Annotated in this window: 13 protein-coding genes; 8 read left to right on the top strand and 5 right to left on the bottom strand. The window is 41.2% G+C overall.

Annotated elements, in window-relative coordinates; translation table 11 throughout:
• Nucleotides 1–22: 22 nt before the first annotated feature.
• Nucleotides 23–844, top strand: a complete 822-nt coding sequence (locus HUW48_RS25220; RefSeq protein ID WP_182413560.1) for a LytR/AlgR family response regulator transcription factor — start codon at nt 23–25, stop codon at nt 842–844.
• A gap of 129 nt (nt 845–973) precedes the next feature.
• Nucleotides 974–2,095 (top strand): serine hydrolase domain-containing protein, encoded by a 1,122-nt coding sequence (locus HUW48_RS25215; RefSeq protein ID WP_182413559.1) that lies wholly within the window; start codon nt 974–976, stop codon nt 2,093–2,095.
• A gap of 124 nt (nt 2,096–2,219) precedes the next feature.
• On the opposite strand, the gene HUW48_RS25210 is transcribed toward HUW48_RS25215, so the two are convergent.
• A complete protein-coding gene (locus tag HUW48_RS25210; RefSeq protein WP_182413558.1) occupies nt 2,220–3,554 on the bottom strand; it encodes an MFS transporter in 1,335 nt (444 codons plus the stop codon).
• 406 nt (nt 3,555–3,960) lie between these two features.
• On the opposite strand from HUW48_RS25210, the gene HUW48_RS25205 reads away from it, so the two are divergent.
• Entirely contained in the window at nt 3,961–4,356 is a 396-nt protein-coding gene (locus tag HUW48_RS25205) for a transposase (protein ID WP_246343618.1), read from the top strand.
• 76 nt (nt 4,357–4,432) lie between these two features.
• Here the strand turns inward: HUW48_RS25205 and HUW48_RS25200 are convergent, their stop codons facing one another.
• Nucleotides 4,433–5,218: a hypothetical protein gene (locus HUW48_RS25200; RefSeq protein WP_182413557.1), complete on the bottom strand. Its 786-nt coding sequence runs from the start codon at nt 5,216–5,218 to the stop codon at nt 4,433–4,435.
• 290 nt (nt 5,219–5,508) lie between these two features.
• On the opposite strand from HUW48_RS25200, the gene HUW48_RS25195 reads away from it, so the two are divergent.
• Entirely contained in the window at nt 5,509–7,773 is a 2,265-nt protein-coding gene (locus HUW48_RS25195) for a Tex family protein (protein ID WP_182413556.1), read from the top strand.
• A 229-nt stretch (nt 7,774–8,002) separates the two neighbouring features.
• On the opposite strand, the gene HUW48_RS25190 is transcribed toward HUW48_RS25195, so the two are convergent.
• Entirely contained in the window at nt 8,003–8,266 is a 264-nt protein-coding gene (locus HUW48_RS25190; RefSeq protein ID WP_182413555.1) for a hypothetical protein, read from the bottom strand.
• Between the two features lie 363 nt (nt 8,267–8,629).
• On the opposite strand from HUW48_RS25190, the gene HUW48_RS25185 reads away from it, so the two are divergent.
• Both HUW48_RS25185 and HUW48_RS25180 read left to right on the top strand, forming a co-directional pair.
• Nucleotides 8,630–9,154: a hypothetical protein gene (locus HUW48_RS25185; RefSeq protein ID WP_182413554.1), complete on the top strand. Its 525-nt coding sequence runs from the start codon at nt 8,630–8,632 to the stop codon at nt 9,152–9,154.
• A gap of 103 nt (nt 9,155–9,257) precedes the next feature.
• On the top strand, nt 9,258–10,589 hold the full coding sequence (locus HUW48_RS25180; protein ID WP_182413553.1) for a sigma-54-dependent transcriptional regulator: 1,332 nt from the start codon (nt 9,258–9,260) through the stop codon (nt 10,587–10,589).
• 210 nt (nt 10,590–10,799) lie between these two features.
• On the opposite strand, the gene HUW48_RS25175 is transcribed toward HUW48_RS25180, so the two are convergent.
• Nucleotides 10,800–13,379 (bottom strand): hybrid sensor histidine kinase/response regulator, encoded by a 2,580-nt coding sequence (locus tag HUW48_RS25175; protein WP_182413552.1) that lies wholly within the window; start codon nt 13,377–13,379, stop codon nt 10,800–10,802.
• Between the two features lie 694 nt (nt 13,380–14,073).
• On the opposite strand from HUW48_RS25175, the gene HUW48_RS25170 reads away from it, so the two are divergent.
• On the top strand, nt 14,074–14,265 hold the full coding sequence (locus HUW48_RS25170; protein ID WP_182413551.1) for a hypothetical protein: 192 nt from the start codon (nt 14,074–14,076) through the stop codon (nt 14,263–14,265).
• A gap of 44 nt (nt 14,266–14,309) precedes the next feature.
• Nucleotides 14,310–14,570, top strand: a complete 261-nt coding sequence (locus HUW48_RS25165) for a hypothetical protein (RefSeq protein WP_182413550.1) — start codon at nt 14,310–14,312, stop codon at nt 14,568–14,570.
• A 109-nt stretch (nt 14,571–14,679) separates the two neighbouring features.
• On the opposite strand, the gene HUW48_RS25160 is transcribed toward HUW48_RS25165, so the two are convergent.
• Nucleotides 14,680–15,267, bottom strand: coding sequence for a histidine phosphatase family protein (locus HUW48_RS25160; protein ID WP_182413549.1), 588 nt, complete (start codon nt 15,265–15,267; stop codon nt 14,680–14,682).
• Nucleotides 15,268–15,438 lie beyond the last annotated feature (171 nt).

Raw genomic sequence — 15,438 nt, 5'->3', positions numbered from 1 at the left:
TAAAGTTTAGAGCTTACAAAAAGTGGAAAATAAGTTTGAGATAAAGTACCGGGATAAAGTATTCTTCCCGGTATTTATTATTGTTATGGGTGTCATAAACCTGTACATCGCTTATGGCGAATTTTACCTGAATAAAAAGTACCTCACCGGTTTATTATTAGATTCTTTTGAAGTTACCTGTGCCTGGCTGGCGGTTCGGTACATTATCCACTACCTCGACCAAAAATACCCTTACCAGCAAAATTTTATCCGCCGTATTCTGCTGCAACTACTTCTTACTTCGGTAGTGGCGTTGGCTATTCTTATATTTTTTACGGAGAGCATTAATTATTTAATAACTAATAAACCAGTACCCCGCGAAGTATATACGCATCATTTATGGGTTTTTGAGATATGGCTGCTGGTTATGAATAGCATTTACGTTACTCTATATTTTATACAATGGTCTTCCTTTTTGGCGAAGAAAAAACAAGAGCCCGAATTGGAGCTACCTAAAGCTGCTTTATTAACCAAATTAGGAAATAAAAGTACCGTTCTGAGTTTTGCCGATATTTGTTATTGTACCATAGCCAGCGACTTAACTTTAATTTACAGCACCAAAGGAGAATCTCATTTAATTGAGAAATCGCTGGAACAACTCGAGCAGATACTTCCTCCGGACCAATTTTTCCGGGCTAACCGGCAATTTATTATTCACCGGAATTTGGTGCAGGCGATAGAACGGATAGAGAATGGCAAAATCAATATCTTGGTAAAACCTTGCCCCAAGTTGCCGGAGGTTATTACAATTAGTCGGGCTAAGGCACCTGCTTTTAAAGAATGGCTAAAATTAGCAGCCGTTTAAGGCTACATTTCCCGGGGTAAAATAGTACGCTTCGGCTAAAACGGCCAGTTTAGGCTTGAGAATGGTAATATACTGGGCTTATTTTCGTCTTCCCAATTAATAAGCACTCTTTATATTATCAATCCAACCATGAAAAAATTTGTTTTACTAACCTGCCTGTACTACCTGATTTGTACTTGCTTTGCCCAAAAATCTACCAACCCCACCAAAACAGAAATTGATGCTTTTGTAAAAAAAGAAATGGCAGAAGTAGGAATTCCCGGCTTGGCGGTAGCCGTGGTAAAAGACGGTAAAGTTCTGCACGCCGGCACTTACGGCATTGCCAATGTGGAGTGGAACCAGCCCGTTACACAAAATACCGTATTTCATATTGCTTCTGTTACCAAGCTGTTTACTTCTACTTTAGTATTAAAATGGCTTCAGGAAAACAAAATCAGCCTCGACGATTATATTAGTAAATATATTGCTGCAAGCCCACCTACCTGGAAAGACATTCAAATCAAACATTTACTATCGCACGAATCGGGTATTCCCTGGCCGGTGGGTAACAATGAAAAAATTCAGACTTGCGAAGAATTAGTAAATTCTCTCAAAGATTCAACCTTAACTTTTGCTCCCGGCACGAAGGAATCGTACATGAACGGCGATTACTTTGCGTTGCAGCATATTCTGGAAAAAATTGGCGGCAAACCCATAGAACAGTTACTCGCCTACGAAATTTTTAAACCCTTAAACATGAACGATAGTGGCTTTGATAAGGAAATCCGTAACGTGCCTACGCAGTTAATGGAACCCCTGCGAAACAAATCTCAGATTTTTACTAAAGGCAAAAACCAGCCATTCATTTTTAAAAATATTTACACGCAAACCTCTTATGCCTCAGCGGGTTTATACTTATCGCTGGCGGATGGAATAAAGTGGGCTACTGCTTTAGATAAAGCTACTTTTATACGGAAAGATATTTTAGCGCAAGTAACCGACCGAATGCCGTTGGTTAAAAACGAGAAGCGTTCTTTTTCTATTTTGGGCTGGACCCGCGAAGAAAACGCAGGTCATTTAATGGTAGGCCATAGTGGTGGTCCCGGTTTAGGAGATGTACTGCGTTTCCCCGACCAAAAACTGACTATAATTGTACTAAGCAATTACGCCGACATGCTGCCGTACCTGGCCGAAGCTATTGCCCGCTTGTACGTGAAAGATTTAATTCCACCCAAACTAGCCAAAAGCTATGACCGGGGCTTAATAAAGTAAATAAATACAAACCTTGAGTAACATCAGATTTCTAAAAAATAGCATTTTAGAAATCTGATGCTGTCAAAATCTTGCAGCTTTACGGGTAATGAAAATTAGCAACAAGGTCGGAATTATGGTTACCTTAAGATTTATGTATCAATGAGGTGTGTTTGGTATCGCGCATGGTGATGTATACCAGCAAGGAAATAAAAATACAGGTTGTAACGTACCAGTAAAAATAACCTTCGTTACCAGCATTTTTAAAACTGAGCGCCACGTATTCGGCGGTTCCGCCAAAAATGGCCACGGTTAAAGAATACGGAAAGCCCACACCCAAAGCCCGGATTTCGGTGGGAAATAATTCTGCCTTTACCACCGCATTAATAGACGTATATCCACTCACAATAAGCAAAGCCAGCATAATGAGCCCGAAAGCCTGCCATTGGTTGGTAGTCTGGCTTAAAGCTGTTAATAAGGGCACGGTAGCCAAAGTACCCAAAACGCCGAAACCGATTAGTAAAGGTTTGCGCCCAATATAATCTGAAAGTAAACCAAAAAGCGGCTGCAAGGCGGCATAGATAAACAGCGATACAAACGTAATAAGGGTAGACTGGTCTTTCGTAAGCTTAACCGTGTTTACCAGAAACTTTTGCATGTAGGTGGTGTAGGTATAAAAAGCAATAGTTCCACCCAAGGTTAAACCAACTACGGTAGCTACGGCACGCGGGTGTTGCAGCAATTGTTTGATGGTGCCGCTTTTCTTTTTTACTAAATTATTTCTATCCTGAGTAAAAGCCACCGACTCCAGCATGTGGCTGCGCAAATACAAAGCCGTTAATGATAAACCAGCCCCAATAAAAAACGGAATACGCCAGCCCCACTCGTGCAATTGCGCTTCTGTTAAAAATAATTGCTGCAAAATTAGCTGAATACCCAAGGCAATAAGCTGTCCGCCAATAAGGGTAACGTACTGAAAGCTGGAGTAAAAACCCCGGCGATTAGCCGTAGCCATTTCGCTTAAATAGGTAGCCGAAGTACCGTACTCCCCTCCTACGCTTAAACCTTGCAGCAAACGGGCAAATAAAAGCAAAACTGCCGCCAATACGCCGATTGATTGGTAAGAAGGCGTAACTGCAATCAGTAAGGATCCGAACGACATGAGCAGCACCGAAAGCGTCATGGCAAACTTGCGCCCAGCTCTATCAGCTAAGCTACCAAACAACCACCCGCCAATAGGGCGCATGAGAAAGCCTACCGCAAAAATACCAGCCGTGTTTAAAAGCTGCGCAGTTGCGTCACTTTTCAGGAAGAATACCGGGGCGAAATAAATAGAAAATGCCGAATACGCGTACCAATCGTACCACTCCACCAAATTGCCCATAGAACCGCTGATGATGGCTTTTAAACGGTTCAGTTGTTTGTCGCTGGTTCCAGTGAAACTCGTAACTGCTTCTGCTGAATTGCCTAGTTTGGCCATATAACATGCTTACCACCTAGATGAAGAAAATGATCCTCCATCAATAAACTAAATTATCGTCGTTTGGCAAAAGCTTTCATAACTAGCTATCGTAATTTTAATAAGTATGAAATTAGCTTTATCTGCTAAAACAATAAACTTATTGCTAACTACTCTTTCGCCATCGTTTGTGTCTTCACAAACGTTTTCGTACAATTCAATATTCCAATTTGTTTAAATTTCCTGCCGGTGTTTGTGTCGCCACAAACACTTTCCTTCTTCTACCGTTATCCTCAAACTATGGAACTAGGCTCCATTTACTTTTATACCGCGACAATCTTTTAATTGGAAAAATCTGCTTAAACCAGATAAGTACAAAGAATTTATTGTAAACTCCTTGCAATTTCTGACTGCGGAAAAGAAGATAATGGTATACGGATTTGTAATTATGCCCAATCACCTGCATCTGATATGGGAGTTCACGCAGCTCAACGGCAAAGAATTACCGCACGCCAGTTTTATGAAGTTTACCAGTCACCAAATACTAATAGATTTAAAGAAATTTCATCCGGAAGTACTGCCGTATTTTGAAGTAAGTTTAAAAACTAGAAAGTATCAGTTCTGGCAACGTGATTCACTGCCCATTCACCTGTACTCGCCCAGTGTTATTTTTCAAAAATTAGATTACATTCATAACAATCCGGTGCAAGGCAAATGGCTCTTAGCGGCATCTCCTCTGGAGTATAAATATTCTTCTGCTTCTTTTTATGAAACCGGCGTGGATGAATTTGGCTTTTTAACGCATATTGGGGAGCGGCTGTAAGCTCGTTTGTGAAGACACAAACGAGGGCGAAGTCATACTTCTGATACAACAATTTAATTGCTGTTAACTTTATCGATTAATGATTTTGTAGAAATGATTCATGAACTCGAATAACTTTATAAATCTTGGGTTCTCCATTTATAGTTTGAACCTGAACATCTACAATAAATGCTAATTTGAAAATATTACGGTGACCATTTAACATTGCCATTTTGATCGCATCGGTATCAAACAGAACTTTTACTGGTTTATCAGACAAAGTTTCTATAATCCCTAAATCTCCTTTCTTATTAGCTGCTCCTTTATTAGCTTGATGCCAATAAAAAAGCATTTGTTCCTGTATTCCAGATAAAGATTTATCTACAATTCTTTTCTCAGCATTAATTTTCTTCTTTAAAGATTTGGCTTCACTTGAATCTGTACTGAAGACATTAAAATATACACTTCCTGGTCCTGAATTGATGATATTGAATTGTCCACCAACATCTTTAGCTATTGGCTCTATAATATTACCTAAATCTTCATAATCTACCTTTTCAAACTTTGCTGGAGGCTCAGACTTACCTCTGAAATAGTTATAAGCTGTTTTTAGATGAAGACCAAACTCGACTACGCTATTAATATTTTCAAAAAAAGGTAAATATATTGCTGGAGAAACACTTACTAAATCTGTAATAATTGACCCAGACTCAATCTTTTCTACATATAACTTAACATCATAGTAAGGACCTGTATTTCCTCTGCTATAACAAAACCTTCGGTATTGATTACCTAAACTAAGTAATGAGTTAGTGATGGAAATAAGCTCAACAGGTTGTTTATTCAATAGCTCTACTCTGAGTTTTTGTTCATTTACAACCATCCTTTATAATTTATTTTCTATTTTAAACAGATCCTTGTAATAATTGTAATTTAATTCCCTCCAAATTATAGCTTAATCTGAAATATAAAAAATATAATATTCTGCTAATTTACTTTCTACAAACATCGTTACGATCCTCTCCGCCAACGTTTGTGTCTTCACAAACGTCTTCCACTAAACCCACTCCCACCTATACCAAAATCTTTCCTAAACATCAACCCCCTTCCTGGCTTTGCCTTCCGATTTTTCCGGCGTAAATTTGAATTGTATAACCCGAAGCCTAGTGCCGTATGGAAGAATTGATTAGAAATTACCTTAAAATTGCCACCGAGCTGAGTATCAGCATCAAGCAAGTACAAGCTACCGTAGAATTATTAGACGAAGGCGCTACGGTACCTTTTATTTCGCGTTACCGCAAAGAAGTAACCGGCTCTCTGGACGAAGTGGCCGTAGCCGGCATCCGTGACCGCATGGAACAACTCCGCGCACTGGATAAGCGCCGCGAAGCTATTCTTAAATCAATCCGAGAGCAGCAAAAACTAACGCCCGAACTCGAGGCCCAGATTAATGCCGCCGAAACCATGGCCGTGCTCGAAGATATTTATTTGCCTTACAAACCCAAGCGCCGCACCAAAGCTACTATCGCCCGCGAGAAAGGTCTGGAGCCATTGGCGCAGCGTTTATTTGAGCAAGAAAAATTTGATGTAACCGCCGAAGCAACTCAGTATATCAGCGCAGAAAAGGAAGTAAAAGATGCCGAAGAAGCCTTAGCCGGCGCCCGCGATATTATTGCCGAATGGATTAATGAAAACCCGGATGCCCGTGCCCGCATGCGGAATTTGTTCGAGAAGAAAGGCGTGTTTAAGAGCCGCGTGATGCTGGGCAAGGAAGAAGAAGGCCAGAAATACAAAGATTATTTTGAATGGGAAGAACCCATCGATAAAGCTCCTTCGCACCGCGTACTGGCCATGCGCCGCGGCGAAAACGAAATGATTTTGATGCTCAATGCCCAGCCCGAGGAAGAAGAAGCGATAGAGTTGCTCGAAAACATGTTCGTGAAGGGCAATAACGAAGCAGCGCAGCAGGTAAAAATAGCAACCAAAGACGCCTACAAACGCATGCTGAAACTGTCAATGGAAACCGAAATCCGGATGCTGTCGAAGAAGCGCGCCGACGAGGAAGCCATTCGGGTATTTGCTGATAATTTGCGCCAATTATTGCTTTCCGCGCCACTGGGTCAAAAAACCGTTTTGACTCTGGATCCCGGCTTTCGGACCGGCTGTAAACTGGTAGTACTGGATAAGCAAGGCAAATTACTGCACAACGAAAACGTGTATCCGCACACCGGCGCCCGCCAGGCCCAGGAAGCCGCGAGTACTGTTAAATATTTAGCCTCGAAATACGAAGTAGAAGCCATTGCCATTGGTAACGGTACCGCCAGCCGCGAAACCGAAACTTTTGTGCGTGGCTTGGGCTTACCTAATACTATTGCGGTAGTAATGGTAAACGAAAGCGGCGCCTCTATTTACTCCGCTTCGGATGTAGCCCGCGAAGAGTTTCCGGATCATGATGTTACCGTACGCGGTGCCGTTTCCATTGGTCGCCGGCTCATGGACCCACTTGCAGAACTGGTAAAACTCGACCCGAAAAGTATTGGCGTGGGTCAGTACCAGCACGACGTAGACCAGTTTGCCTTAAAACACTCCCTGGACGATGTGGTCATGAGTTCGGTAAACGCTGTGGGTGTAGAAGTAAACACCGCCAGCAAGCAATTATTAACCTACGTATCCGGTTTAGGACCCAGCCTGGCCCAGAACATTGTGGAATACCGCAACCAGAATGGTCCGTTCCGCACCCGCGCCGAACTGAGAAAAGTACCGCGTTTAGGCGATAAAGCGTTTGAACAAGCGGCCGGTTTCTTACGCATTTTACACGCGAAAAACCCATTAGATGCTAGCGCGGTTCACCCGGAACGTTACGAACTGGTGGAACGCATGGCGAAAGACTTAGGCGCTACAGTTACCGACCTGATGAAAAAGCCGGAACTCCGCAAACAAATAAATTTAAAAAATTACGTAACCGATACCGTTGGTTTGCCTACGCTCCAGGATATTATGAGCGAGTTAGCTAAACCCGGCCGCGACCCCCGCGAAAGTTTCGAGGCGTTCTCGTTTACCGAAGGCGTAAACGAAATAAACGATTTACGGACCGGCATGAAATTACCCGGCATTATTACTAACGTAACGGCTTTTGGCGCTTTCGTGGATATTGGAGTACACCAGGATGGTTTAGTGCACGTGAGTCATTTATCGGATCGTTTTATAAGCAATCCGCACGAAGTAGTAAAGGTAGGTCAGCGGGTGGAAGTTACCGTGCTGGAAGTAGATGCGGCCCGCAAACGGATTTCTCTGTCGTTAAAAACTGAACCCATGGCCGCTAAACCAGCCGGCGGTGGTGCCGGAAACGGTAAAAAAGGTGATCGCAACAAACGGGAAGAAGAACCCCAAAATGATTTTCAGGCGAAACTAGCCATGCTGAAAGGGAAATTTAAGTAAACCCTTGCTATTCACCTTACGGAAAGCAAAAAATTTAAAAATTCAGTTTTGCGCGCTGTAGAAGTTGATAAACCGATTTTTTAAATATTTACTATTTCCCGGACTGCTTATCCAGCAAATACCTGACGAAGCGATAGTCCAGGTTAAGTACTGTTCATAAGTAAAAAGGCTTACTAAATTAAGAATCATCTGGTTCTTAATCTGGTAAGCCTTTTCTATTTTAAGCTCGTTATTTGTAACGGTGGTAATCAAACTCAAAATCCTCATCATAGTTATCTCGATTACTTTCTTCTTCCGGATAAAATTCATCATCTTCCTCTAAATCATTAAAATCGTCCTGGTACATGATTTTCTCTAACTCATCTTCTTTGTTCAGTTGATAAAATAAGCCGGAGGCAAGCAGCGAAGAATTTTGGGAAAAAGTATGCTGTTTTAAGCTTTGCAACTTTAAGCTTTGGATCAACCCCAATTCGGGATCCGCGGCAGAATTCATTATAATACTTGGTTTCATTTTTTTATCTTATTTATTCCCAAGGTAATTAGTATAGATAAAAAGCAAAAACCACATCGCTTTATTTAACTTAAACTTAATCTGCCCTTCTATATTTACCAAAATACAATACCATTACTTCGAGGATGCGGCGCTATAATAATAAATATGTGGCAAAAAGCGACTTTATTCCCCAATTAAGCTTCTCAGAATGTAGAATTTTTCCACACTTTCAAATTTAGAGGTTTTTCTCATTTGCTTAAAACTACTTGTATACTAGTTAATTACAATTATTTCTGGTTTTTGGCATAGCTTTCGAATATAATATAAGTAACCAATTGATGTTAAATAGATAAAATTAGTATTATGAAGAAAATTGTTGTATCCGCTTTTTCCCTGTTTCTATTAGGCGCTGTATCTGCTCAAGCACAAACTACTACTGGTGGTCAGTCTACTACTCAAGATCAAACCACTACCCAAGGTGCTACACAAGGTACTACTCAATCTGGAACGCAAGCAGGAGCTGCAAGCGGAACGCAGGCTGAAACATCTACTAGCACTGGTACTGCTACTCAAACAGACGCTACCAGCACTGGAGCGGCTGCGGCTGCAAGTACTGCTGCCCCTGGCACCACTGCTACAGGTACTTCCGCAACCGGAACGGCTGCTACTGCTGATGCCGCTGCTGCCGGAACTACAGTAGCCTTAGAAGAACTGCCTGCCCCTGTAAAAGCTACTCTTGCCAGCGAAAAATTAAAAACTTGGACTCCATCTTCTGCTCAATTAGTGAAAGATGCCACCACTGGAAAAGAGTATTATTCTATTGAATTAAAACAAGCTAACCAAGTTGGAACCGTTAAAATTGGTAAAGATGGTAAGCCAGTAAAATAATCTCTGCTTTAAAACAAGCCTACCTTATTACAACCAGAAAGAAAAGCCGGGAATTACCCGGCTTTTTTTTATTTTTACATCATCCACGTATGTACGATAAGGTATGGAAAAAATATTAGTGATAGAAGACGATTTAACCTTTGCGCTAATACTGGAAGGTTTTTTAAAAAAGCAGGGATTTGAAGTAAACGTTGCTCACCGGGTAAAAGATGGCATAAAGCTACTAAGCGGCCAGACCTACCAATTAGTTTTAATGGATTACCGGTTACCAGACGGCACCGGCTTTGAAATACTAGAAAATATCCGAAGCATGTCTACTCCCGTTCCGGGTATTATGATGACCAGTTTTCAGGATGTAGGTACGGCAGTTAGGGCGATGCGTCTGGGTGCTGTTGATTATATTACCAAACCGGTTAACCCCGACGAATTATTGATGGTAATAAAAGAAGTATTACCCTCCGACAAAGAAAAAGATAAAGATCACCCCACCGATACGCCTCTTTTTATCTCGGGCCACAGTTATGCTTCGCGCCAACTGCACGATTTTATTCAGTTAGTAGCACCTACGGATATGTCGGTGATTGTGCAGGGCGAAAGTGGAACTGGTAAAGAATACGTGGCTCGTACCATTCACCGTTTAAGCAAGCGCGAAGAAGCTCCCTTTGTAGCCGTCGACTGCGGTGCCATTTCCGGCGAAATAGCGAATAGCGAACTTTTCGGGCACGTAAAAGGGGCTTTTACCGGCGCCACCAACGATAAGCAAGGCGTTTTTGAGATGGCACAGGGAGGCACTATTTTTCTGGATGAAGTAGGAAACCTCTCGTACGATATTCAGGTGAAGTTATTGCGAGCCTTACAGGAACGTACTATTCAGCCCCTGGGCAGTAATAAACAAATTGCCATTGATGTACGGGTAATTACGGCTACCAACGATGATCTGGTAAACAGCGTGAAAAACGGAGATTTTCGGGAAGATTTGTACCATCGTTTGAACGAATTTATTATTAAAGTACCCGCTTTACGCAACCGCGAAAACGATCTGGAAGAATTTGTTGCTCATTTTGTGGCACTGGCTAACCAGGAACTTACCCGCAATGTAAAAGCTTTTTCTCCGGAAGTAATGGCCATTTTACGGGAGTACCATTGGCCGGGCAACCTGCGCGAATTAAAAAATGTGGTAAAGCGAGCTGTACTGCTATCATCGGGAGAAGTAGCCGGTGTAGAAACGTTGCCCGAGGAGATGGTGCAAACCATTAACGAAGCGCCCAAAACAGAAGGACCGGACTTAAAAGCACTACAAGAAGCGAACGAACGGGAACTCATTTATAAAACCTTACAGGAAGTAAAATTTAATAAGTCGAAAGCGGCCCGTCTTTTAAACATCGACCGGAAAACCCTTTATTTGAAACTAGCTAAGTATAATTTAGAAGCTTAGAAAAAATTGCAGGAATTAGTTCTAATTTAAGAAGGTACTCCCACTACAACTTCCCTGCAATTTTTGAAGATTTACTATTGAATGCAAGTACTAAAGTTATTCTACTTTGTTAATGCCAGCCACCAACCACAAGACAAAAAAGTAAATTTAAAAAACAAGCGGCCCTGCATTTAACTAACTAAACGCAGGGCCGCTTGTTTTTTGAAGCCGTTACTTAACCAATATTTCTTCTAAACTTTTCACTTTCAGGTGAACTTTCTTTACCAGTTCTTTTATTTCTTTTTGCAAATTTTCTAGTTCTGGTAACATGGTTTCGAGAGGTTGCTGTTGGTTTAAGGCCGTTTCTATTTTACGGAGCCGAGATGCCAGTTCTTTCGTGCCTACTTGTCCAATACGGCCAGCTAAGCGATGCACTATTTCTCGGGTCTGCTTCGGCAAACATTCTATTGAATAATCATTTAATTTTTCTAAATCTAGCTGGGTATCTAAGATAAACTGATTCAGAATAAGCCGTAGTTGTTCTTCATCGCTACCTGTTATTTTAATCAACATAGATAAATCGGGTTCTGATAAGGAAGTAGTTGGCAGATTAGGATTAATAGCTCCGGTTATATTTTGGGAGTGTAGCCAGGTGAGTAATTCGTGCTCGCGGAAAGGTTTCATTAGAATTCCATCAAAGCCTTCGGCTAGAATTATTTCGCGTTCTTCCGGCAAAGCTTGAGCGGTAAGTGCCACTACTTTAATCTCTTTTCCCAGCTTTTTGCGCAGAGCGCGGCATAACTCCAAACCGTTTATTTCCGGCATCCGGATATCTAATAAGACCAATTTAATGTTTGGATCCCAGGCTTCGCGCAGAACGGCCTGGGCATCGGAAGTACAAGTATTTATGATACCGTATTTGTTCAGGATAGTCTCGCATAAGCGCAAAATAAAGGCATCATCATCTACTACCAGTACTTTACCATTGGGCTTACCCGAAGTAATTGTTTTAATGGCTTGGTTACTGGCAGTTAAAGTGGCTGGTTCCGGAACTGGCGCGAGAGCCGGCAAGAAAGGCAATCTTACCACAAAACAAGAACCTAGCCCCGGTTCACTGCTCACCTCAATTATTCCGTTCTGGCCTTCTACCAAGGTTTTAGCAATACTTAACCCCAAACCAGTACCGCCGTGCGTGCGCACCACCGAAGCATCTACCTGCTCAAATAAGTAAAAAATACGTTCTAATTCTGAAGCCGGAATACCAATACCTGTATCCATAACGGCAAAAGTAATTTCAAAGGCTTCGTGGGTTCGCGTACAATTCACTTGCAATGTAACCTGCCCCTGATGCGTAAATTTAATAGCGTTGCCTAATAAGTTATAAAGTACTTGCCGCAACCGGAATGCATCACCCGAAACAAACAAGGTATTAGGAATAGTACTTTCCAGAACCAGCGCTAATTCTTTTTGTTCGGCCGGTAAACGCATGGTTTCTATTACCCCCGAAACAAGTTGCTGTACATTAAATGGCTGTTGTTCAAACGTAAACTTACCCGAAGTAATACGGCTGTAGTCGAGCACTTCGTTTACAATTTGCAATAAATGCTCGGCCGACCGGTAAATAGCTTCGAGCGCCTCCCGTTTAGGTTGTGGCTGTTGGTATACTTGTTCGGCAAAACCAATAATAGCTTGTAACGGTGTCCGGATTTCGTGGCTCATGTTGGCCAGAAAACGTTGCTTTACCTGGCCCAGGTGCTCGGCTTCTTCTTTGGCGGCTATTAACTGCTTCCGGTATTTATGACTGCGTGAGATATCGATTAAAATTAAATAAGCCAGAAAAGCTGCTACCGAAAAGAAAATAACCATAATTCCATTCATCCGGCTAATGCTGGCCCGTACTACTTCGGTGGCTTGCTGGCTGTTTTGCCTATCTAGGTGAATTTCTTCGGCTTCTATTACGTGCAGGATAGCTAGCAACTGGGTATGCAATTGATTGTTGGTGTGGATTAAAGCCAACTCGCGATTCAGCAGCTTGGTGGTGCGTTGGTGTTGCTCCCGCTCCATGCGCCGCATCATTTTCTGAATCTTCCAGATGGAACTATCTTGTTTGGCTACGGCCAGGGTATCTACCTGTATTTTTAGTTCTTCTTCTACTTGTTTCAGGGCTGGTAATGCTGGTTCTTCTTTGCGGCCTCTAAACAAGCGACTGAGAAAAGATTTTTTAGGCTTTTTCTTAACTACAATCTGCAGCGTATCGGCGTTGGGCAGGGTAGTAGTAGTTACATAGCGTTGGTTGGTAATAACAATGCTGGTATCTATTTTGGGTTTATTGTTTTTAGCAATGTAATTAGAAACCGCATGAATTCGTTTAGAAAGGGCCTCGTTATGAACTAAATCTTTCCGTAGCTTCAGGTAACTTAAGAAAAGCTTATCGCGTGACCGCAGAATAGTTGTCATGGAATCTAGCCGCTGCACTTGCAAAGGGTTATTTGCGCTCAGGACCCGTAAAGTATCTAAGGTTTTTACTAAGTATTCTGAGCCCTTTTTAAATTCGGCATAAGGTTTATCTGGATTTTTAATAGCCTGAACCCGTTGCAATTGGTCGAGTTGGGTGATTGAGCGGAAAAGTGTATTTACTACTTTTAACTTTTCGTTGGGAGTAGATAATCTATTTACCGTGGAAAGCATTTCCTCAAAGCCGACCTTAGTTACGATCCAGGCTAGTCCAATAGCAATGGCTCCTATCAAAAAGGCCGCAATTACTTTCCGGCGGATAGATTGCAGAAAAAATTTATCAGTGAACTTGGCCATCCTGTTTGCTAAGTACTTAAACGTTTTTGTAACTAATTAATAAGTTACTAAAGTGCTATCTGCCTTTTATTATATTTAAATCAAATTAAAATTAATAACTGCTTTTTAGCTTACTATGTATAACGGCCCAATAGGTATTTTAGTATTCATATATAATAATATTAGTAAATATTATTATTTTTCTCCGGCAAAGTTAAATATTTTATTTGAGAAGCAAACTTGTTTATTGTAAGCGAGTTACTCTTGTGAATATAATAAAAAATAAAACACAAAATTGTTCGTGATTTTATGAAATTTTTTCAAAATAAAATCCTTATTGAATAAATTTTCCTTTATTTTCTGTTTGCCTGATATTTAATCCTATCATATCAATATAGAATAAAAATATATAAAAAAAGCTTCTAAAGCACTCTAATTCAAAATATACTATAACCGAAAAATGAAATTTCTACATCTATCTGTTTAACTGTTGCTATTTTGCATCCCGGAAAATGAATACATTTATTAAAAAGAAAATTTAATTAATTTGTTGTGAAGATTGACAAGTTTTAATGAAGAACTTTATCTGTTTGTAGTAGGGCAGAGTTCCGTTTCCTTAAATTTATTTCTGCGGAGCGTTTCTTACAAACTGTTACATAAAGCTTGCGTAAACTTATTATTTAGGCATTTTTTTATTTTTTAGGTATCTGAAAGTATGCGCATCCGCAAAAAAGTAAAAGCTGTTTTACCCGTAGAAGCCAGCAAGTTCGAAACTTTGGGCGTATTTGTAAAAGCTGCTGAAAAAGCTAATTGGACCGAAGAAGAAATTCAGTCTGTAATTGATGAAGTGGTAGAAGCTTCGGACGAAGAGGCTTTGCTTATTTTTCAGGATTATACCCAACCCTGAATCTTGCCTGGAATCTTGCGCACCTAAATAAAATTACTTTTTACATGCCGTTAAATAAAAAACTGGCCGAAAAACTAAACAAGCGATTCGCCCCGAGCAGCCGCCTGGATGATACGTACCAGGGCCTGGATTTAACCTTTATTACCAACGAATTAGGCGAACCCATAACTCTGTTTATTGGCAAGCGCCGCCCCGATGGCGCTATTACCGGCGAACGTTACGTCCGCACCATAAAACGCTTACCTAACTCCGATCAGATTGCATCGAGCCACTGGGATTTAAAAGGCAAAGTTTCGCGGAGTTAAATAGACGTAGGTAGTAAGACTTAAAATTATTTCCTTCGGCTTTTATCTTGTTGTACTTGCTAAATACTATCGGATGCTAACCAACAGCCTAGAACGTAAAATAGACAACCTATTTTTCGGCTTTCTTTACTAATTCAGAGACTCCCAGAAATCCGCCTCCGTCGTAACGGACTATGTGCCATCCCATCTTACGCAAAGCTCTACGGATAAAAATATTTAAGAACCCATGCGCTACTAATACTACTTTACCATCCCTTTCGGCCTGTTTAACTAATTGCTGCGCTGCTTTATGTGCCCGAATTCTGGCTTGCCGGAAATTTTCAAGACCATTGGTGTTTATACCAAGTAACCAGAGTGCCCGCGCCCCAATTAGCCAGAATTTAATCGGAAATTTTAAATATGGTATTGAAAACGCTTGCCGCTGAAATTCATTAAAAATCGGATCTTCGATTAAAGTTATCTCCGGACCAAAAATAGCTTGGGCCGTTTGCTTAGCCCGAGGCAAGCTGCTGCAATATACCTTGGTAATTTGTTCGGTTGGTAAGCCAGCGGGTTTCGTTACGAGTTCTTCAATAGCACAAGCATCGTATTCCATTAAAAACTGACTTGCCTGTTCTCGGTTAAACCAACCCTGCTTCGACACAACTGGTCGTTGGTGCCGGATTAAGAAAATATGCAGCAGTTTTGCTTCAGCCATTCCAGTAAACTTTACTCTCATAAAAACGACTTACGGTAAATAGAGTTAGTGCTATATGCATTTGTACTCTTTTTAGTAATTATTCAGCCCATTTGACCAGTTCATCATTCCGTTTAGGCTAACAAACCCTAAAACTTAGGCAACTCGTTGTGGTAAATTCGTATACTCATC

This window comes from Adhaeribacter radiodurans, assembly GCF_014075995.1.
In the GTDB taxonomy this organism is placed as follows: Bacteria; Bacteroidota; Bacteroidia; order Cytophagales; family Hymenobacteraceae; genus Adhaeribacter; species Adhaeribacter radiodurans.
This window is presented reverse-complemented; position numbering and strand designations above follow the sequence as displayed.

Bases quoted from the DNA above. Each gene is read 5' to 3' on its own strand.
- HUW48_RS25215 (WP_182413559.1), top strand. From the start codon at position 974: ATGAAAAAATTTGTTTTACTAACCTGCCTGTACTACCTGATTTGTACT.
- HUW48_RS25210 (WP_182413558.1), bottom strand. From the start codon at position 3,554: ATGGCCAAACTAGGCAATTCAGCAGAAGCAGTTACGAGTTTCACTGGA.
- HUW48_RS25205 (WP_246343618.1), top strand. From the start codon at position 3,961: ATGGTATACGGATTTGTAATTATGCCCAATCACCTGCATCTGATATGG.
- HUW48_RS25200 (WP_182413557.1), bottom strand. From the start codon at position 5,218: ATGGTTGTAAATGAACAAAAACTCAGAGTAGAGCTATTGAATAAACAA.
- HUW48_RS25195 (WP_182413556.1), top strand. From the start codon at position 5,509: ATGGAAGAATTGATTAGAAATTACCTTAAAATTGCCACCGAGCTGAGT.
- HUW48_RS25190 (WP_182413555.1), bottom strand. From the start codon at position 8,266: ATGAATTCTGCCGCGGATCCCGAATTGGGGTTGATCCAAAGCTTAAAG.
- HUW48_RS25185 (WP_182413554.1), top strand. From the start codon at position 8,630: ATGAAGAAAATTGTTGTATCCGCTTTTTCCCTGTTTCTATTAGGCGCT.
- HUW48_RS25180 (WP_182413553.1), top strand. From the start codon at position 9,258: ATGGAAAAAATATTAGTGATAGAAGACGATTTAACCTTTGCGCTAATA.
- HUW48_RS25175 (WP_182413552.1), bottom strand. From the start codon at position 13,379: ATGGCCAAGTTCACTGATAAATTTTTTCTGCAATCTATCCGCCGGAAA.
- HUW48_RS25170 (WP_182413551.1), top strand. From the start codon at position 14,074: ATGCGCATCCGCAAAAAAGTAAAAGCTGTTTTACCCGTAGAAGCCAGC.
- HUW48_RS25165 (WP_182413550.1), top strand. From the start codon at position 14,310: ATGCCGTTAAATAAAAAACTGGCCGAAAAACTAAACAAGCGATTCGCC.
- HUW48_RS25160 (WP_182413549.1), bottom strand. From the start codon at position 15,267: ATGGCTGAAGCAAAACTGCTGCATATTTTCTTAATCCGGCACCAACGA.